General features: G+C 54.2%; 15 protein-coding genes and 1 pseudogene. 7 read left to right on the top strand and 9 right to left on the bottom strand.

Features of this window, described 5'->3' with window-relative positions:
• Position 1 precedes the first annotated feature (1 nt).
• Together maiA and hppD are read left to right on the top strand one after the other, a co-directional pair.
• On the top strand, positions 2 to 637 hold the full coding sequence (gene maiA / locus ACK56M_RS21265; protein WP_411959018.1) for a maleylacetoacetate isomerase: 636 nt from the start codon (positions 2 to 4) through the stop codon (positions 635 to 637).
• A 172-nt stretch (positions 638 to 809) separates the two neighbouring features.
• Positions 810 to 1,886 carry a 4-hydroxyphenylpyruvate dioxygenase gene (gene hppD, locus ACK56M_RS21260; protein ID WP_401344929.1) on the top strand — a complete coding sequence of 359 codons (1,077 nt, stop codon included), beginning with the start codon at positions 810 to 812 and terminating at the stop codon, positions 1,884 to 1,886.
• Positions 1,887 to 1,979: 93 nt separating this feature from the next.
• On the opposite strand, the gene ACK56M_RS21255 is transcribed toward hppD, so the two are convergent.
• From ACK56M_RS21255 to purU, 9 genes are all read right to left on the bottom strand, one after another.
• On the bottom strand, positions 1,980 to 2,390 hold the full coding sequence (locus ACK56M_RS21255) for a YitT family protein (RefSeq protein ID WP_411959017.1): 411 nt from the start codon (positions 2,388 to 2,390) through the stop codon (positions 1,980 to 1,982).
• A gap of 185 nt (positions 2,391 to 2,575) precedes the next feature.
• Entirely contained in the window at positions 2,576 to 3,556 is a 981-nt protein-coding gene (locus ACK56M_RS21250) for an IS5-like element ISPpu18 family transposase (RefSeq protein ID WP_058178368.1), read from the bottom strand.
• A 476-nt stretch (positions 3,557 to 4,032) separates the two neighbouring features.
• The gene (locus ACK56M_RS21245; protein ID WP_411959016.1) at positions 4,033 to 5,223 is read right to left on the bottom strand and encodes an aromatic amino acid transaminase; all 1,191 of its coding nucleotides are present in this window, start codon (positions 5,221 to 5,223) and stop codon (positions 4,033 to 4,035) included.
• A 46-nt stretch (positions 5,224 to 5,269) separates the two neighbouring features.
• The gene (locus ACK56M_RS21240) at positions 5,270 to 6,151 is read right to left on the bottom strand and encodes a bifunctional 5,10-methylenetetrahydrofolate dehydrogenase/5,10-methenyltetrahydrofolate cyclohydrolase (RefSeq protein WP_411959015.1); all 882 of its coding nucleotides are present in this window, start codon (positions 6,149 to 6,151) and stop codon (positions 5,270 to 5,272) included.
• 25 nt (positions 6,152 to 6,176) lie between these two features.
• On the bottom strand, positions 6,177 to 6,767 hold the full coding sequence (locus ACK56M_RS21235; protein ID WP_411959014.1) for a sarcosine oxidase subunit gamma: 591 nt from the start codon (positions 6,765 to 6,767) through the stop codon (positions 6,177 to 6,179).
• Entirely contained in the window at positions 6,760 to 9,747 is a 2,988-nt protein-coding gene (locus tag ACK56M_RS21230) for a sarcosine oxidase subunit alpha family protein (RefSeq protein ID WP_411959013.1), read from the bottom strand. The genes ACK56M_RS21235 and ACK56M_RS21230 overlap by 8 nt, the downstream gene beginning before the upstream one ends.
• A complete protein-coding gene (locus tag ACK56M_RS21225; protein ID WP_411959012.1) occupies positions 9,744 to 10,070 on the bottom strand; it encodes a sarcosine oxidase subunit delta in 327 nt (108 codons plus the stop codon). Before ACK56M_RS21225 ends, ACK56M_RS21230 begins: the two co-directional genes overlap by 4 nt.
• 12 nt (positions 10,071 to 10,082) lie before the next feature.
• Positions 10,083 to 11,333 carry a sarcosine oxidase subunit beta family protein gene (locus ACK56M_RS21220; RefSeq protein ID WP_411959011.1) on the bottom strand — a complete coding sequence of 417 codons (1,251 nt, stop codon included), beginning with the start codon at positions 11,331 to 11,333 and terminating at the stop codon, positions 10,083 to 10,085.
• A 14-nt stretch (positions 11,334 to 11,347) separates the two neighbouring features.
• Positions 11,348 to 12,211, bottom strand: coding sequence for a formyltetrahydrofolate deformylase (purU, locus tag ACK56M_RS21215; protein WP_411959010.1), 864 nt, complete (start codon positions 12,209 to 12,211; stop codon positions 11,348 to 11,350).
• A 472-nt stretch (positions 12,212 to 12,683) separates the two neighbouring features.
• Between purU and ACK56M_RS21210 the strand changes: the two genes are divergently transcribed.
• The 5 genes and pseudogenes from ACK56M_RS21210 to ACK56M_RS21190 all read left to right on the top strand — a co-directional run bounded on the left by ACK56M_RS21210 (position 12,684) and on the right by ACK56M_RS21190 (position 18,123).
• A complete protein-coding gene (locus ACK56M_RS21210) occupies positions 12,684 to 13,805 on the top strand; it encodes a hypothetical protein (protein WP_411959009.1) in 1,122 nt (373 codons plus the stop codon).
• Positions 13,806 to 13,937: 132 nt separating this feature from the next.
• Positions 13,938 to 15,236 (top strand): OprD family porin, encoded by a 1,299-nt coding sequence (locus ACK56M_RS21205; protein WP_411959008.1) that lies wholly within the window; start codon positions 13,938 to 13,940, stop codon positions 15,234 to 15,236.
• Between the two features lie 137 nt (positions 15,237 to 15,373).
• Positions 15,374 to 16,411: pseudogene (locus ACK56M_RS21200) on the top strand (cache domain-containing protein); the annotation flags it as partial.
• Between the two features lie 75 nt (positions 16,412 to 16,486).
• Entirely contained in the window at positions 16,487 to 17,314 is an 828-nt protein-coding gene (locus ACK56M_RS21195) for a methyl-accepting chemotaxis protein (protein ID WP_411959636.1), read from the top strand.
• A 110-nt stretch (positions 17,315 to 17,424) separates the two neighbouring features.
• Positions 17,425 to 18,123 carry a TetR/AcrR family transcriptional regulator gene (locus tag ACK56M_RS21190; RefSeq protein ID WP_411959007.1) on the top strand — a complete coding sequence of 233 codons (699 nt, stop codon included), beginning with the start codon at positions 17,425 to 17,427 and terminating at the stop codon, positions 18,121 to 18,123.
• The last annotated feature ends 12 nt before the right edge of the window (positions 18,124 to 18,135 follow it).

The following is an 18,135-nucleotide window of genomic DNA, read 5'->3' as shown; positions in this document are numbered from 1 at the left end:
CGTGAAGCTCTACGGATACTACAGGTCGACATCCTCATATCGGGTGCGAATCGCACTTGCTTTGAAAGGTCTGGACTACGAATACGTTCCGGTCAACCTCTTGCGGGCTGAGCATAAGGAACCGGCTTTCGTTTCCAAAAACCCACAGGGTCGTGTGCCTCTGTTGGTGGATAACGGGCAGGAAATTATTCAGTCGCCAGCAATCATCGAATTCCTGGAGGAGCGATATCCAGAGGTATCCCTGCTCTCGGACGATGCGGAACTGCGTGCCAGGCAGCGTGGTGTAGCCGCCCTCATCGCATGCGACATCCATCCTCTGCACAACGTAGCGGTACTTAACCGGCTGCGTGAGATGGGGCACGAGGAGGAGGCGATCAAGAACTGGATCGCTCACTGGATCAGTCAGGGGCTGGCTGCTGTTGAAGAGATGATTGGGGATGAGAGCTTCTGCTTCGGGCAGCTCCCGAGCCTGGCCGATGTCTACCTGAACCCACAGTTGTACGCAGCAGAAAGGTTCGGGGTTTCGCTTGAGCCGTACCCGAGGATTCGTCGAGTGCAGACGTTCGCAGCAGCAACGCATGCTTTCTGGATCGCGCACCCTGATCAACAGCCAGATCATCCGTCGAAAATTTTGTAACGACATTCGCGCTCCTGCGAATGCCTAGTAGGTAGCACACATGCGGTATCTAGGTTTTCAACTCATACATGGAGATTTTTTGTCCCGGACTGTCCGGGGCATTCCATGCTCGCCGCCTCATCAATCGCGGTTTGAACAACACCAAAACTAATAGTTTGACGAGGATAAGAAGATGGCTGATTTGTTTGAAAACCCGATGGAACTGATGGGCTTCGAGTTCATTGAGCTGGCCTCCCCAGAGCCAGGCATCCTGGAGCCGGTACTGCAAGGTATGGGCTTCACTCATGTGGCAAACCACCGTTCCAAAAACGTTGCGCTGTTCCGTCAGGGCGGGATCAACGCCATTGTGAACAACGAGAAGACTGGCCAGGCTGCCCATTTCGCAGCTGAGCACGGCCCTTCAATCTGCGGCATGGCTTTCCGCACTCGTAACGCTCAAAAGGCTTACGCACGTGCCCTGGAGCTGGGTGCTCAGCCAGTCGAAATTCCAACTGGCCCGATGGAACTGAAGCTGCCAGCGATTAAAGGTATCGGCGGCGCTCCGCTGTACCTCATCGACCGTTTTGAGGAAGGCAGCTCTATCTATGACATCGACTTCGTGTTCCTGGAAGGCGTAGATCGCAATCCCGTCGGCGCCGGTCTCAAGCTGATCGATCACCTGACCCACAACGTCTATCGTGGGCGCATGGCCTACTGGGCCGGCTTCTACGAGAAACTGTTCAACTTCCGCGAGATTCGCTACTTCGACATCAAAGGTGAGTACACCGGCCTTACTTCGAAGGCCATGACTGCTCCCGATGGTATGGTTCGCATCCCGTTGAACGAGGAGTCGTCCAAAGGCTCCGGTCAGATCGAAGAGTTCCTGATGCAGTTCAACGGGGAGGGCATCCAGCACGTTGCGTTCCTGACCGACGACTTGCTGAAGACCTGGGATGCTCTGAAGGCCTGCGGCACCAAGTTCATGACCGCTCCTCCGGAGACCTACTACGAGATGCTCGAGGGCCGTCTGCCTAACCATGGTGAGCCGACCGAAGAGCTTCGCAAGCGTGGCATTCTTCTGGATGGTGCATCGGAGAATGGTGACCGCCGTCTCCTGCTGCAGATTTTCTCCGAGACCTCCCTCGGCCCGGTCTTCTTCGAGTTCATCCAGCGCAAAGGCGACAGCGGCTTCGGCGAGGGCAACTTCAAGGCCCTGTTCGAATCCATCGAGCGTGATCAAATCAAGCGCGGTGTTCTTGAAGCCAACTAAGCTTGCTGTGCAGTAATAGAAAACGCCGCGTTTATCGCGGCGTTTTCTTTTGTGTCTGATGAAGGTTTCGATCTTTGAAAGTGTTGGTGGCCCTTAGGCCAGATAACGGTCTGCACGATGATTCAATGCGACAATCATATTGAGTGTTACTGCTCCGATCACTGAGAACACCCACACTGGAAAGGTCAAGAGGGTTAGGGAAATGCAGACGATGATCACATCTGTACCCATTTGCAGCCAACCCGCTCTCCAACCGAATTTGTCTTGCAAATACAGCATGAGAATGCCGAAGCCGCCCAAGCTCGCACGGTGTCGAAACAAGACGAGGTAACCAATGCCCATCAGCATGTTTCCGATCAGTGCGGCATACCAAGTATCAATGCGTTCGAGAGTGATAAAGTTCTGGCTGTGAGCAGACATTAAGGAAACCATCGCAATTGCAGCAAAGGTCTTGAGAGAGAAGCTCCAGCTCATGCGTCGCACAGCTAGGTAGTAAAATGGCATGTTCACCAAGAAGAAAGTAGGGCCGAAAGCGTAGCCTAGGGAAGGTCTGAAGTAGCCCTGTATTTCCGGTCGACTTCAGCCCTCGCTGCTTTTGAAAGCGGGCCGTCGATCAAATTCGACCAGGTAACCCGCTCAGTTCTCCGTTTTTGGCCGCCGCGAGCACCTCGCAGCAGCCATTTTCCGCATTACAGGTGCACCTTTCCTGCGGTAGTCAGCAAATGTCGGCGCGCCATCCATAGGTTCGACAGCGCGAACAGCGTCACCAGCTGAGCGGTGTTCTTGGCCAGGCCACGGAAGCGCACCTTCACGTAACCGAACTGGCGCTTGATCACTCGAAACGGGTGCTCGACCTTCGCTCGCACTTGTGCCTTGGCCTTCTCGATCTTGCGCTTGGCTTTGTACAGGGCGCTGCGTTTATCGAGCTTCTTGTAGGTGCTGCGGCGTGCTGCGACCTGCCAGATCACTTCGCGGCCAGCATGTTCGGGGCGCTTTTCGACGCCGGTGTAGCCGGCATCGGCGCAGACGACGTTCTCGTCACCGTGCAGCAGTTTTTCGACCTGGGTGATATCCGCCACGTTGGCTGCCGTGCCTACCACGCTGTGTACCAGCCCCGACTCATCATCCACGCCGATGTGCGCCTTCATGCCAAAGTAATACTGGTTCCCTTTCTTGCTCTGGTGCATTTCCGGGTCGCGCTTGCCGTCCTGGTTCTTGGTCGAGCTGGGCGCGTGGATCAGTGTGGCATCGACGATAGTGCCCTGGCGCAGCGACAGGCCGCGATCCCCCAGGTAGCCATTGATTACGCCGAGGATGCCGGCTGCCAGCTCATGTTTCTCCAGCAAGCGACGGAACTTGAGGATGGTGGTTTCGTCGGGAATACGCTCGAGGCTCAGCCCGGCGAACTGACGCAGGATGGTCGTCTCGTAGAGCGCTTCTTCCATGGCCGGGTCGCTGTAGCCGAACCAGTTCTGCATCAGATGGATACGTAACATGGCCATCAGCGGATAGGCTGGACGACCACCTTCACCCTTTGGGTAGTGTGGCTCGATCAGGGCAATCAATCCCTTCCACGGCACCACCTGATCCATCTCGATCAGGAACAATTCCTTACGGGTCTGCTTGCGCTTGCCGGCGTACTCGGCGTCGGCGAAGGTCATCTGCTTCATGGAAAAACTCGGCTGGCGGGATCGGCGTATTTCACCAGATTCAGGAAGTCTTTTTCAGACCTTCCCTAGGGCGTAATGTATATACAGAGCTACCCCGGCTGTCCCTCCAGTGGCAACGCCTGCTTGTTTAGCCAGTAGCAAACCAAAAGCAATAAGTGCACTTCCGACGATCAGTGCTAACCCGTCTTCGATACGGGAATGGGGAAGGGTTGAAGTGGCCGTAGTCATGAGCGAACGTTCTGAGTGTGGGATGACCATAAAAAAGCTCCTGAGTTACCTCAGGAGCTACCAAAGTCCAGGTGCCGAGCTTTTGGTGACCAAACCAATAGACAGTGACCAGGTGAGTAGTGGGCTGCTGATCTCTCGAGTCCTGGGTTAGGTAAGGGCTACTCCAGCCGACCTGGAAAGCCGGAGCGCCTGAATGTCTGGCCGTGCCTCGAGCCGATGACTCCAGGATGGCCAGCACCGAGACTGATTCAGAGGACGGATGCCATCGCGTTAGCTACTCGACGGAGATTGCGTCGGCTCAGGCCAGAAAGGCAGATCCGGCCAGAGGAGAGCATGTAGATGGCCCGTTCGGAGCGGAGCTGGTCTACCTGGTCATGGCTGAGCCCTGTGTAGCTGAACATCCCTTGCTGACGAGTAAGGTAGGCACTCGCTGCGTGCGGCACTCGGCTCTCCAAGAGGCTTCGCAGCTCGGTGCGCATGGTCAGGATGCGCTCACGCATCTCAGCCACTTCTGCTACCCACATTTCATAGAGCTCTGGAGTGTTGAGCACCTCTGCTACAACCAGCGAACCCGAACGAGGAGGGCTGGAGTAGTTTTTGCGGATCGTGGCTTTCAGTTGGCCAGTAACAAGCGCTGCTTCATCTGCGCTTTCGCACACCACCGAAAGCGCGCCTACGCGCTCACCGTAGAGCGAAAAGATCTTGGAGAAAGAGTTGCTGACGAAGCCAGTCATGCCGGCTGCTACCATCGCACGAATTGCATAGGCATCTTCTTCGATACCTGCAGCGAAACCTTGGTACGCGATGTCCATGAACGGGATCAGTTGCCGTTCCTTGATCACCGGGAGGAGGGTGTCCCACTGTCCATTCGTTAGATCCGCACCGGTGGGGTTGTGACAGCAGGGGTGCAGCAGGACGATAGAGTGAGCCGGAAGGGTACTGATCGCGGCAAGCATCGCATCGAAGTCAACATTACGTTGCTCATCGTTGTAATACGGGTAGGTGTTGACCTGGAACCCGGCGCCGGCGAACAGACCTATGTGGTTCTCCCAGGTGGGATTGCTAACCCATACCTGCGATTCCGGATAGCTCAGCTTGAGGAAGTCGGCGCCTACTTTCAGAGCGCCTGAGCCGCCCACAGTCTGAACAGTCGCAATGCGGTTCTGAGCAAGTGCTGGACTGTCGTTCCCGAATAGCAAGCGCTGAACGGCCTGGCGATATGGCGCGCTGCCATCCATTGGCAGATAGGTGCAAGCGTTGTTGCGTTTGGCGATGGCATCGGCTGCAAGGGTGACGCTACGAAGCGTTGGAACCAGCCCATCCTCGTCGTAGTACAGGCCGATGCTCAGATTGACTTTGTCTGGGCGGCAGTCGGCTTCGTACTTTTCCATGAGCGAAAGGATGGGGTCTCCAGCGTAAGGCTTGAGATGCAGAAACATGGAATGAGCTCCCGTTGGGCCACCTCATGAGGTGGCCCTTCTTGGATTATTCGAAGGGAATGTTCAGGTTGTTCTGATTGCAGGCAGCAACGATGGTGTTTTTGAGCAGGCACGCAATCGTCATCGGGCCAACGCCGCCAGGGACAGGAGTGATGTGGGCTGCGATAGGCGCAACGTCTTCGAAGTCGACGTCACCTACCAGGCGGCTACGGCCTTCACCTACGTCGATACGGTTAATCCCTACATCGATAACCGTTGCTCCCGGTTTGACCCAGCTAGCTTTGACCATGTTGGCTCGGCCTACAGCAACGAAGAGAATGTCAGCTTGCTTGCAGATCTCTTCGATATTGCGGGTGTGGGAGTGCACGATGGTGACTGAGCAATTCTCACGAAGGAGCAGCATGCCCAGTGGTTTGCCGACGATGTTCGAGCGACCGATAACGACGGCATGCATACCGCGCAGATCTGTACCCAAGGCCTTCTTGGCCAAGATTACACAGCCTTGCGGAGTGCATGGAACCAGAGCGCGCTTGTCACCATTCAGCAGGCGCCCGCTGTTGATTTCGTGGAATCCGTCGACGTCCTTCTCGGCGGCGATTGCCTCGATGATCAGTGACTCTTCGATCTGCTTGGGCAGCGGCAGTTGAACCAGGATGCCGTTAATCGAGGGGTCGTTGTTCAGTTCGTTCACCACAGCGAGCAACTGCTCGGTAGTCGTGTCAGCGCTCATCTTCCGCTCGATGCTGACCATACCTACGGATTCAGCCTGCATGACCTTGTTGCGAACGTAGACCTGGCTTGCTGGATCTTGGCCAACGAGCACGACAGCAAGAGCAGGGGTGATGCCATGCTGGGAGCGGATCAGATCTACCTTCTCTTTGGTCTCAAGGTTCAGAGCAACAGCGCTTTGCTTTCCATCAATGTTCATTGCTTATTCAACTCGATCAGATTGGTTACGCTGACTGGGTGAGGAACTCTTCGGATGCATCCAGCACCCACGCCGAAACGTAGGCCGCGTAGGACACATCGAAGTACAAGCGGTAGGAGCCCGACTCCCTGTGTACGAGGAGCGCCGGCATCCCCATGAACCGAGTTGTTGTGGCGCTGCTCGGTGGGAACTCTGCAGGGTCTGTATTCAGTCCGGTGCCTTTGGAAAGGAATGCCAGAGCACTCGAGCCGCTGATGTCCAGAGCGAAGCGGCTGTCGGACATCAAGGCTGCAGTGGCGAACGTTCCTGCGAAGGCTTCATTCAGTGCGGCCAAATACTCGTATTCTTTCGCCAGCGGGACGAACAGGATCCACTCCCTTGGCCCTACCCAGGCGAACTCGTATTGATTCGTCCGGACGTACTGGCCCACAGCCGGTGGCTGTACACCGATGGCTTTGGCCACTGCTTCGCGAAATGCAGCAGACTCGGCAACACCCTGAACTCGGATAATGCCATCCAGGTGGTGCTCAGAAATCTGGAGGTGTTCGCCGTGCAGTGGGAACTTGCCTGGTGCCCAGTACGAGGTGAGTGTTTCTCGGGCTTTGAGATTAAGCATTGAGCTTCTCCCCCTTTGGATCGTAGTGAGAAGGGGACACAATGCGTGCGGCATGTGTTTTACCCCGAGCGAAGACATAGACCTCTTCGCCGATACGCGATGCGCCATTGGTGACGATGCCCAGGCCTACCGATCTTCCGAGCGTTGGGCTCAGGCAAGCAGCGGTGACATAGCCGCGACTTTTCGCAGGAATGGAAGGCGTCAAGCTATCGACCACATGGCCACCTACCGGCAGCAGTTGGGAAGGGTCGACAGCTTCCAAGCCGACAAACTGGAAACGGCTGGATTCGTTGTCGGCTTCACGCTGCAGCGACCGACGACCAATGAAATCACCCTGCTTCTTCTCGATGATCTTGGCGAAGCCAACATCGATAGGGTTGGTGGAACCATCGGTATCGCCGCCGATATGCAGGTATCCCTTTTCGGTACGCATCATCTCGAGAGCTTCGATCCCGTATGGTGTGATGCCGAAGGGTTGACCTGCCTCAAACACGGCCTCGAACAGCGACTCCACATATCGCACCGGAATCGAGATTTCGTAAGTGGCTTCGCCAGTGAAGCTTGCACGAAGCACACGTACCGGAATTCCCTGGATAGTGCCCGCACGGAAATGCATGTGAGGGAATGCTTCGGCACCGAAATCGATATCGGACTCAAGCTGCTGGACGACGGCTCGTGCCTGCGGGCCGGATACGGTGACGTTGCCCCACTGGGTGGTGACGTTGTTCACGAAGACCTGCAGATCTGGCCAGTGATTCTGCAAGCACTCCTCCATGGCCAGGAAGACGCGTGGAGCTGCACCGCTTGTGGCGTGAACGAGGAAGCGATCTTGTTCGAGTCGAACGATGACGCCGTCATCGATCAAGATCCCGTTTTCATTGGTCATCAATGCATAGCGGGCGAAGCCAACCTTCAGGCTCTCGATGTTGTTGACGTACATGCGGTTCAGGAATACGCCTGCATCGGGCCCAAACACCTCGATCTTACCGAGGGGGGAGCCGTCGAAAACACCTACCGATTTACGAACGGTATTGACCTCTCGAAGCGTCGCTTCAAGCTTGTTTTCGCTGCCGCGAGGATAGTATTCCGGACGCTTCCAGCCATAGTCCGCGAAGTGCGCGCCACGTTTCACATGCCAGGCATGTGCGGGCAGTTCTTGCCACGCAGAGTAAGCCTTGCCGAGCGTAGGGCCGGCAAAGGTACCCATCGTCACAGGCTGGTATGGAGGACGGAAGCGAGTGGTGCCGACGTTCGGCAGTGGCTTGCCACAGAGCTCAGCCAGGATGGCCAGAATGTTGAAGTTGCTGGTCTTACCCTGGTCGACACTCATGCCGCCCGTGGTGTAGCGCTTCACGTGCTCAACGGAGACAAAGTTCTCGCGAACTGCCAGCTCGATGTCTGCGACTTTCACGTCGTACTGGAAATCCAGCCACTGCTTGTCGGTACGGCGATTCTTTGTGTACCAATAGGGTTCGATGCTGAAGCCCAGATCTTCGCCGGCAACGATACCGACTGCATTGGTGGAAGCAGGCTCGATCTTCAATTGCTTCAGTGTCGCGAGAGCAGTTTTTTGCCCTTCAGCAATGCAATCAGCTAGTGCCCAGGTTCCGTTTGCAGAGCCGACGACCGCGAGGTTCTGGCTGCAGCTTTCGGGTACCAACGCTGCTGAGGGTTGGTCATAGCGAAGCTTGCCGCCTGCCTGGCTGAACAGGTGAATGGTAGGTGTCCACCCGCTGGAAATTGCCAGCAGGTCACATGCAACCGTCAGATGCTCGTTGTCCAGCAAGCCTTCACCAGCATGTCGAGCAATCTGGATGCTGGAGAGTTTCTTGCTGCCAGCGGCATCGCTGATGCCATACCCCTGATAGAGCTTGATGTTGCGCTTGGACAGCTCGTTGCTGATGCTTCCGGAGATCTTCAGTCGAGTGTCCACGACGGTGATGCCCTTGATACCCAGATCATGGAGATCAAAGACAGTCCGGTAGGCATTGTCGTTGTTGGTTGCGACAACCACCTGCTGCCCTGGCACGATGCCGAAGCGGTTTGCGTAAGAGCGTACCGCAGAGGCGAGCATGATCCCTGGACGATCATTGTTCGGGAAGACCAAAGGCCGCTCTATCGAGCCAGTTGCAAGGATCACTTGCTCTGCACGAATACGCCACAGTCTTTCACGTGGCTGATTCAACGGTGCTTTAGGGCCCAAGTGCTGGGTGACCCTTTCGACAGCAGAGACGAAGTTATTCTCGTAGTAACCGCTGACCGTGGTGCGAGGGAGGAGGGTAACGTTGGGGAGCAGAGACAGATGGTTTACTGCTCGGGTAGCCCATGCGTTTGCTGACTCACCATCAATGAGGTAAGTCTCACTTTTCAGTGCGCCGCCAAAGGATTCTTGGTCGTCAACCAGGACGACTTTCGCACCGCTGCGACCAGCTTCCAGTGCGGCACTGAGGCCGGCAGGCCCGCCGCCGCAAATGAGGATGTCGCAATGGATGTTGCGCTTTTGATAGCGCTGCGCATCGTTGCCTTCTGGAGCCTTGCCCAGGCCGGCAATTGGACGCACGAATTTCTCGTAGAAGCCCCAGTTCGGCCACATCATCGACTTGTAGTAGAACGATGCGGGGAAGAGCTTGTGTGCGTAGTCCAGAGCACCTAGGCAATCGAACTGGACGCTCGGCCAAGCATTCTGCGAAAAGGCCTGCAGGCCTTCGTAAAGCGGTACCAGCGTGGCACGCACGTTCGGCTCGGCAAAGCGACCGGTCTCCAGGCGAACCAGGCCATTCGGCTCCTCGAGGCCTGATCCCATGAGGCCACGTGGACGGTGAAGCTTGAAGCTCCGGCCTACGATGCCAACGCCATTCGCCAACAGAGCGGAGGCGAGCGTGTCGCCTTCTTTGCCGACGAACTCTTTGCCGTCAAAGCGGAAGCGGACGGGGCGACCCAGCGACTGGTTGGCGCCTGGCAGTCTGTTTACTGAGTTCATACTGATGCCCTCACCTGAACCTCTGGACTCGCCTGATCGCTGGGGCCGGTAGCCGGTACAGGTACTTCGTTAAGTCGATAAATATTGCTGATAGCGTGGGTGACGCTGTCTCGCTCGCAGACAAACCATTGGCGGCAGCCAAATGTGTGCCTCCAACGCTCCAGCGCTACACCCCGCACGTTGTCGCGGGTGAACAGGTAATCGGCCCATTCTTCATCAGTCAGCACCAGCGGATTTGCGGGGCGAGGTTTATTCCACGGGCCGCCGTAGCTGAATTCTTCTTCGTCGCGTTTGCCGCAGTACGGGCAGTGAATTTTTAACATGACGACCTCCGATTAATGGTCGACGCCAGCGGCAGCGGCTTCGTTGATGAACCGGCCTTTGGCAAAGCGATCAAGACCGAAAGGAGCGATGAGGTCGTGTGGCTTGTCATTGGCAATGGTGTACGCCAGCGTGTCGCCACCGGCTGGAATCGCCTTGAAGCCACCGGTGCCCCAGCCGCAGCTGATGTAGAGACCGGTTACTCGGGTCTTGCCCAAGATCGGGCTGGTGTCTGGGGAGAGATCCACGATGCCGGCCCACTGACGCATGAGCTTCAAACGGCTAAACGATGGGAACATGTTCAGCACGGCGCTGATGACGTCTTCCAGGGCAGGAAGGCTTCCACGTTGACCGTAGGAGGGGTAAGCATCTGCGCGCCCTCCCATGAGGATCTCACCCCGGTCGGACTGGCTGATGTAAGCGTGTACGGTCGGCGAGACCACAAGCCCATCCAGTACCGGTTTGATCGGTTCGCTGACCATTGCTTGCAAGGCGGCGCTCACAATTGGCAATTTGATGCCTGCCATTGCGCCCATGACAGACGTGTTGCCTGCCACTGCGATTGCGACTTTGTCAGCCTGGATTGTCCCCAGGTTGGTTTTGACACCCTGTACTCGTCCAGAGGACTGCAGGATGTCTGTCACTTCGCAGTTCTGAATGATGTCGACGCCCAGATTGTCAGCGGCACGAGCGTAACCCCAGGCCACGGCATCGTGGCGTGCTACGCCTGCACGACCTTGGACAAAACCACCAAGGATCGGATAGCGAGCTTCGCGGCTGGTGTCGAGCAGCGGCAGTCGAGCACTGATCTGATCCACCGTCATCATTTCAGCATCCACACCTTGGAGTTGGAGCGAGTTCGACCAACGCTCCAACATGTCCATCTGGTGGGGCGTGTGAGCCAAGGTAAGGGCACCGCCCTGGCTGAACATGATGTTGTAGTTCAGCTCCAGGCTCAGACCCTCGTACAAGCGCAACGAGTGGTCAAAGAAATTGGTGCTTTCTGGATAGAAGTAGTTCGAGCGAATAGCGGTGGTGTTGCGACCGGTATTGCCGCCACCCAGCCAACCTTTCTCGAGCACGGCCACATTGGTGATGCCGTGCTTCTTCGCCAAGTAATAAGCGGTCGCCAGACCTTGTCCGCCACCGCCTATGATCACTACGTCATAGCGCTTTTTCGGAGGCGTGTTACGCCATGCGGGCGTCCAGCCTTTGTGGCCAGCGAGCGCGTGCTTGGCAAGCGACCAAAGAGAGTATTTTTCCACGCCTCTTACCTCGCTTACAGGATTACTGTCCGGCTGCCATTCATGAACACGCGGCCTTCTGCATGCATACGTACAGCGCTGGACAGGGCAGTGGATTCGGTGTCATGGCCAATCAGAACCATGTGGTCGACTGTTGCTACGTGAGTGACGCTCTTCACCTCTTGGACAATGATCGGGCCCTCGTCCAGGTCGCTGGTCACGTAGTGCGCAGTTGCACCGATGATTTTGACGCCACGTTCATGGGCCTGGTGGTAGGGCTTGGCGCCTTTGAAGCCTGGAAGGAACGAGTGGTGGATGTTGATGGCCCGGCCATCCAGGGAGCGGCACAGATCGTCGGACAGAATCTGCATGTAGCGAGCCAGTACCAGGAGTTCTGCCTTGTACTCATCCATAAAACCAAGGATCTGAGCCTCCTGTTGTGGCTTGGTGTCCTTGGTGATCGGCAGGTAGTGGTAGGGAATGCCATACCACTCGACGAGACCACGGCAATCATCGTGGTTGGACACGACGCCCACGATCTCAACTGGCAATGCTCCGGAGCGCCATTTGGTCAGCAGCACGTTCAGGCAATGGTCGTATTTGGAGACGGCCAGCAAAATTTTTGGCTTGTACGCCTGTGGACGGATCTTGAACTCCATTTCGAGCTCGGCTGCCAGGTCGGTCACCTTCGATTCGATCTGCTCGACTGGAGAGGTCGTCGCTTTGAAGACCATGCGAGCGAAGAAGGTCTTGGTCTCAGGATCACCGTAGTGCTGCGAATCGGTCACAAAGCATCCCTGCTCCCACAGCAAGGTCGTCACCTTGGCGAGTATCCCCAGGCGATCTGGGCATTTGAAGGTGAAGATGTAATCAACGTCTGGGGAGGAAGTGCTTGTCATTGTGAGGTTCCTGCATCAGGTAAGTGAGAAGCGCCGACAGCTTGCGGGCAAGCCGTACCTCGGCATGGCTCAATTAATCCATGCGGATTGATTTAAGTCAAGGGGATTAATTTAGCTTTAAGGTATGACTGTCGAGCCAGAAAAAACAAAATTTCTCCTTATTTATCATTGGTTTAAGGATTGATCTGAGGAGGGCGGTTCAGAAGTCAGTCCCCGCGAGAACATAGAAAGTCATGCGAAATGCCTCTTGACGTCACGTTAAGTCAGGAGGATTATCGGCCTCAATTTAAGCCAGTGGGATTAATCGACCCTCCTGAACCATCCATTTGATTCATCCGGGGATGACAGCCGCCAGGTCAAAAGCCTGAGAAAACGCCTGCACCCCACGACCTCTTCGCTTGCGTGCGGAGGTTGCTGATAACAAGAACAATTTCTAGAACTGCCCGTTCTTCGACAATAAGTGGTACTAACAATGGAAAGAATCGGTTGGGTGAAGACGCTCGGTTTCGCCGGCGCAATCATGGCTTACTGCATGGGAGCGGGCTTCGCTACTGGGCAAGAGGCGTTACAGTTTTTCGCATCACATGGATACACAGGGCTAGCAGGTGTTGTGCTCGCAGGCGCAATATTTGTCTTCTACTGTGCCTATCTTATGAAGACTGGAAGTCAGCTTAAGCTCGCTGACCCACAGGATATCTTCCAGCATTTTTGTGGCCCTGTATTGGGTAAAGCAATCCGCTGGTTTTCACTCGTGCTGCTGTTCTGCATTTATATCGTAATGCTATCGGCAGCAGGTGCAGTTACCGAGGATCACACGGGATCTGATGCTTGGATCGGAAACCTGGGGATGGCTACAGCATGCGTGGTTTCCATGTTTGTTGGCTTCAATGGTCTCGTCAAAGTTCTGAAAGTCAAAGGGCCACTGATCATCCTGGTGTGTGTGTCGGTGTCTCTGCTCGTCACCGCGCAGAATATAGATTCGTTTGATGCTAATGCTCATAAGATCGTGACATTAGAGCTCCCACGGGTCTCAGGATATTGGTGGTTGGCTGCCATTCTCTATCCGTGCTTCATCACCATTCCTATGAGCACCTTTCTCATTCGGTTGAGTAACAGAGCTAAAGGTGCCCGACAGGCGATGATTGGTGGAGGGCTAGGTGCTGCAATCTTCTTTATTTGCATGTTTGCCGTGGCGCTGGGCTTGATCTCGGATTTGGAATCGCTACATAAAGAAGTTCCTGTCTTGTTCCTGGCAAGCAATATGAGTGCATGGGTAGGCAATACATTTGCTATCTTGCTATTCGTCGGGATCTATACGACTGCTGCTTCGATTCTCTGGGCTGTATGTCTCAACTTTGATCCCACTGAAGCTGCCCGCTTCAAGCGCATGTCGATTCTTCTCTCGATTGTCGCATTCGGCTGTTCCTTGTTCCCATTTGGTAAGCTAGTAGGCTTTATTTTCCCTGTCTCTGGCTGGTTGGGTATGGGGTATGTGTTCTTTATCGCTGTTAAAGCGTTGAGAAATAAGCGGGGCGACGCAACAGGCGTGAAAATACACGCTGCGCCCGCTAAGTGCTGGAAAGCTACTCGCTGAAAGCATGTTTTGAGGCGGCTAGTTGCCGCCTGTACCTAAGACAACCATAAAACAATATCGACTTGCGGTAAGTCTATGACTTTCTTCGTCTTGAAGAAGGCTATCTTGATCTAGGAATCGCGGGGAATAAGTATGTCTAGCAAATATTGTGGGGCAATTGCATTGGCCGGTTTCTCTACGCTGGCGTCGGCGGCGTCAGATGAAACTGCTGCAGGTTTTGTTGAGGATAGCCATCTGACGGTCACGGCCAGAAATTTCTATTTCTTGCGTGACTATCACAACGCTCCAAACCGTTCTAACAATGGCGAAGAGTGGGCTCAAGGCTTTATTGCCGACTTCGCCTCCGGGTACACACCTGGGGTCATTGGTTTTGGCATTGATGCCCAGGCCACGCTTGGCATTAAACTAGACAGTGGGCCTGGGCGCTCTGGGCGTGGCCTTTTGGCTGTGGACGAAGACAGTGAGCCGCGAGACGAGTTCTCAAAGATTAATGGCGCAGTCAAAGCCAAGATTGGTGAGACTGTCGTTAAGTACGGATCCCAGATGCCAACGGCTCCAGTGTTTGCCACCGGCACGGCGCGTTTGCTGCCCTCGACTGCAGAAGGCTGGTCTATCCTCAGTAATGATATTAAGAACCTTACTATTGACGCTGGTCACTTCACCCGAGGTACTGGTGGGGCCTCCACAAACCGTGATGGGACATTCTTCACTTCCTATGGCGGAACAGAATTTAACGCGGCGACGTTCGCTGGCTTTACGTATAAGCCGATTACCGACTTGAGTCTGACCCTTTACGGCGCCAAGTACGAAAACCTGTGGAAGCAGGCCTATGTAAATGCCAACTACAACCTGGTGCTGTCTGATCAGCAGGCGTTAAACTTTGACTTCAATGCCTACGACACAAAAGAGACCGGTAGCGCCAAAGCTGGCAAGATCGACGTGCTGGCCTGGTCGTTCGCAACTAGCTATAGTGTCAGTGCTCATAAATTCACACTGGCGTACCAGCAAATTGACGGTGACGAGCCCTACGATTATCTGCTGCAGGACGGAGGTAATGCGGGTAACTCGGTATGGCTGAACAACTCTGTACAGTATTCTGATTTCAACGGGCCTAACGAAAAGTCCGTCCAGGCTCGATATGACTTGAACATGGCCTCTTATGGTGTCCCAGGGCTGAGCTTCATGGTTCGCTATGTTAAAGGCTTCGACATTGACGGTTCCAAGGCTGACCCGAATGGGGCATATGCCGGCTTGTATGGTTCGGATGAGAAGCATTGGGAGCGAAATATTGAGGTCAAATATGTGGTGCAGTCGGGCCCGGCTAAAGATCTCAGCTTCAGGGTGCGTCAAGCGACTCATCGAGCCAGTTCGTTCGATAATGACCTTGATGAGGTTCGGGTTATCACAGAATATCCGCTCAACATTTTCTAAGTTTTAGTTCTTAGGAAGCATTGGAGGAAGCGTTTTATCGTCTGCGGTTTACCTCGGCGCGGTTCCCTGTTTAGCAGGGGTCGCGCTTTTTTTTTGCCATGTGGCTACTGGTCGACTTATTTCTGAGGGAGGGCTGAATGACCATCAAGCACCGTTTGGTTATGTTGTTTGCATCAATGGCTGGCGTACCACTTTTGGTATTGGCTACCTGGTTGATCATTCAGGCGAGGTCGGAGGCCGTAAACGCTTTTTACGTAAATAACGCTCGGGAAGTGCAGCAGATCGAGCATTCGATTGACAATTTCTTCGCCGCTATAACCGGCAATGTTGACTTTCTCGCAAGCCTGCCTCAGATCGAAAGCGCTAATGGCCTACTGCAATCTTATATAGGTAACAATGATCATCTTTCCTCTACACCAGAGAGCATGGTGATAGCGGGTATTTTTTCGCGTCTTGGTAGCGCACACAAGGGATATTCATTCATGACGTTCGGAACAGAAGATTCCGGTGTCGTCGGTTGGCCGGAGGCTGATCTCGCGGGATATGACCCCAGGAGTCGGCCATGGTACCAACTGGGAAAATCTGCAAATGGACAGACAGTACGTACCTCAGCTTATCAGTGGGAGCAGGGTAACGTAGCCTTAATAAGTACAGTGAAAGCAGTGAAGAATGCTACCGGGGAAATTATCGGGGTTGTAGATATCGAGGTTTCGCTCTCTGAAATTACGGAGATGGCATCATCCATCAAATTTGGAGAGAGTGGCTACCTCATTCTGGTTCAAGAAGATGGGACTATTTTGGCGGACGGTTCTGGTCGTGCAAAGGCATTCAGCTCTTTAAAAGGTGCCGGCCATGGTTACGAAGCTCTGAAATCAAGCGGTACAGGTTTTTATGAGGTCAAGCTGGATGGAACTACCTACCTGATTAGTATCGTGAAATCCGAAGGTCTAGGGTGGAAGTTCATTAGTGTTATAAAAAAGGAAGAGGTGTTAGCTAGCAGTTGGAGGATGGCCTGGAATATTCTAGGGCTGGCTGTGGTGTTAATTGTCATGTTTGGTCTGATAGGAGCTTATATTTCAACCAGAATCGTTACGCCCATCGAGAAGGTTTCTAGTGGGTTGGAAAATATCGCCACGGGTGAGGGAGATTTAACCCAATCTCTGGAAGTGGTCGGTCAAGACGAGACCGGGACTCTTGCGCGCTGGTTTAATCACTTTCTTCACTCCATCCGTGATCTAGTGAGTCGAGTCATGGCAAGTGCCCAGCGCTTGGATGGTTCCGCTGCTTCCGTCACAGATGTTGCAGATCGTCTTCAACATGCGGCTCAAAGGCAGCATCAGTCCCTCGAGTTGGTGTCCACCGCCTTCAATGAAATGGTGTCGACAGCTGGAGAGGTTGCCAAGACTTGTGCGGAAGCATCTACCTTCGCACAGACTGGGCAGGATGAGGCCTCACTCGGTCAAGCCGTAATCGAAAAGGCTACGTCACGTGTTCAAGAGCTCGGCCTGAGTATCGAGGAGTCTGCACGTGCGTTAGGCGTGCTCAAGCAGGACAGCATCAACATCAACAAGATTTTGGACACGATTCGTTCGATAGCAGACCAGACAAATCTACTCGCCCTCAATGCTGCCATCGAAGCCGCCAGGGCAGGTGAACAGGGCAGGGGATTTTCTGTGGTTGCGGACGAAGTACGAGCACTGGCACAGCGAACTGCTGATTCGACCAGAGAGATCGATGATCTACTAGGGACACTTCAAAAGCGGACAGCTTCAGTCGCCTCTCAGATGCATTCCAGCCTGGCGCTATCGAATGACAGTGTTGAAAGCATTGAGAGTGCTCGAGAAAGCTTTCTGAATATTCAGACCATTGTTACCAGTATTCGCGATGGAAATGTTCAGATTGCAACTGCTGCCGAAGAGCAACATCAAGTGTCCGAAGGGATCAATAGGCACATTATTGATGTGTATGAAGAGGCGCGCTCAATTTTGTCATTGGCAAATAGCTCGCATGAAGAATCGCTTCAAATGACTCGACTCTCTACAGAGTTGGCAGCCCTTGTGAGGGGGTATAAAGCATAGGCTGTAGAATAGCTATTTTCTTGACAGTGAATGGCGGTCGTGATAAACCTTTCTGATTGGCTCAGGTAGAGTCATATTCGAATGAGCCGAAAGTAGGTTTACAGCGCACCATGCAACCGTCCTTGTCTATTAATGACACCAAAAAGCAAATCATCATGACGGCACTGAAGCTATTCGCTGAGAATGGGATAGCTTCGGTCTCTATGCGCAATGTAAACCGTGAGGTTGGGGCTAAGAATAATTCGGCTGCTCATTACCATTTTGGCGACAAAGATGGGCTTATTGAGTCGATACTTTTGTTTGTCCAGGAGTGGTTTGAGAATTCCCGAGAGGAAGATCTTAAGCAACTGGAAATCAGGTCAGCCTCAGAACACGTCACAATTCGTGAGATTATGGAGGTCTGGGCCGCTCCCTATCTCAAGGTCATACAGACCGAAGCCTGGGGTTTTGATGCAGTTCGCTTTCTGGCCAGGATCCAACTTGAGCAAGATAGCTCGAGCCAAGACCTCCATGGTCGTATTGCTGAGAAAGTGCTCAAGCGTCTCAAAACGATGGTGCTGCGGAGCATGCCCGATCAGCCAGAAGCTGTTCTGGTACAACGCTTGAGCTATTGCATCTATGCCTTCGTTCAAGGCTTGGCCGTGTCAGGCCACATCGTTAATTCCCACCAGTCCTCACCCGCAGGATCTCTGGAAGCGATCACCAGGATTTCCCTGGACTTCTGCATTGGTGGGATGCAGGCAGAGAACACCATTCCGGTTGACTCCAAGGACTACCAGGTTCTGACGGATCTTCACCTGCTGTTCTAAAGGAAAGCTCGT

The sequence above is a fragment of the Pseudomonas sp. s4 genome, from assembly GCF_046764235.1.
GTDB classification, from domain to species: Bacteria; Pseudomonadota; Gammaproteobacteria; order Pseudomonadales; family Pseudomonadaceae; genus Aquipseudomonas; species Aquipseudomonas asiatica.
This window is presented reverse-complemented; position numbering and strand designations above follow the sequence as displayed.

Bases quoted from the DNA above. Each gene is read 5' to 3' on its own strand.
- purU (WP_411959010.1), bottom strand. From the start codon at position 12,211: ATGACAAGCACTTCCTCCCCAGACGTTGATTACATCTTCACCTTCAAA.
- ACK56M_RS21240 (WP_411959015.1), bottom strand. From the start codon at position 6,151: ATGAACATTGATGGAAAGCAAAGCGCTGTTGCTCTGAACCTTGAGACC.
- ACK56M_RS21255 (WP_411959017.1), bottom strand. From the start codon at position 2,390: ATGCCATTTTACTACCTAGCTGTGCGACGCATGAGCTGGAGCTTCTCT.
- ACK56M_RS21195 (WP_411959636.1), top strand. From the start codon at position 16,487: ATGGCAAGTGCCCAGCGCTTGGATGGTTCCGCTGCTTCCGTCACAGAT.
- ACK56M_RS21235 (WP_411959014.1), bottom strand. From the start codon at position 6,767: ATGCTTAATCTCAAAGCCCGAGAAACACTCACCTCGTACTGGGCACCA.
- ACK56M_RS21250 (WP_058178368.1), bottom strand. From the start codon at position 3,556: ATGAAGCAGATGACCTTCGCCGACGCCGAGTACGCCGGCAAGCGCAAG.
- ACK56M_RS21225 (WP_411959012.1), bottom strand. From the start codon at position 10,070: ATGTTAAAAATTCACTGCCCGTACTGCGGCAAACGCGACGAAGAAGAA.
- ACK56M_RS21205 (WP_411959008.1), top strand. From the start codon at position 13,938: ATGTCTAGCAAATATTGTGGGGCAATTGCATTGGCCGGTTTCTCTACG.
- ACK56M_RS21245 (WP_411959016.1), bottom strand. From the start codon at position 5,223: ATGTTTCTGCATCTCAAGCCTTACGCTGGAGACCCCATCCTTTCGCTC.
- ACK56M_RS21190 (WP_411959007.1), top strand. From the start codon at position 17,425: ATGCAACCGTCCTTGTCTATTAATGACACCAAAAAGCAAATCATCATG.
- ACK56M_RS21210 (WP_411959009.1), top strand. From the start codon at position 12,684: ATGGAAAGAATCGGTTGGGTGAAGACGCTCGGTTTCGCCGGCGCAATC.
- ACK56M_RS21230 (WP_411959013.1), bottom strand. From the start codon at position 9,747: ATGAACTCAGTAAACAGACTGCCAGGCGCCAACCAGTCGCTGGGTCGC.
- hppD (WP_401344929.1), top strand. From the start codon at position 810: ATGGCTGATTTGTTTGAAAACCCGATGGAACTGATGGGCTTCGAGTTC.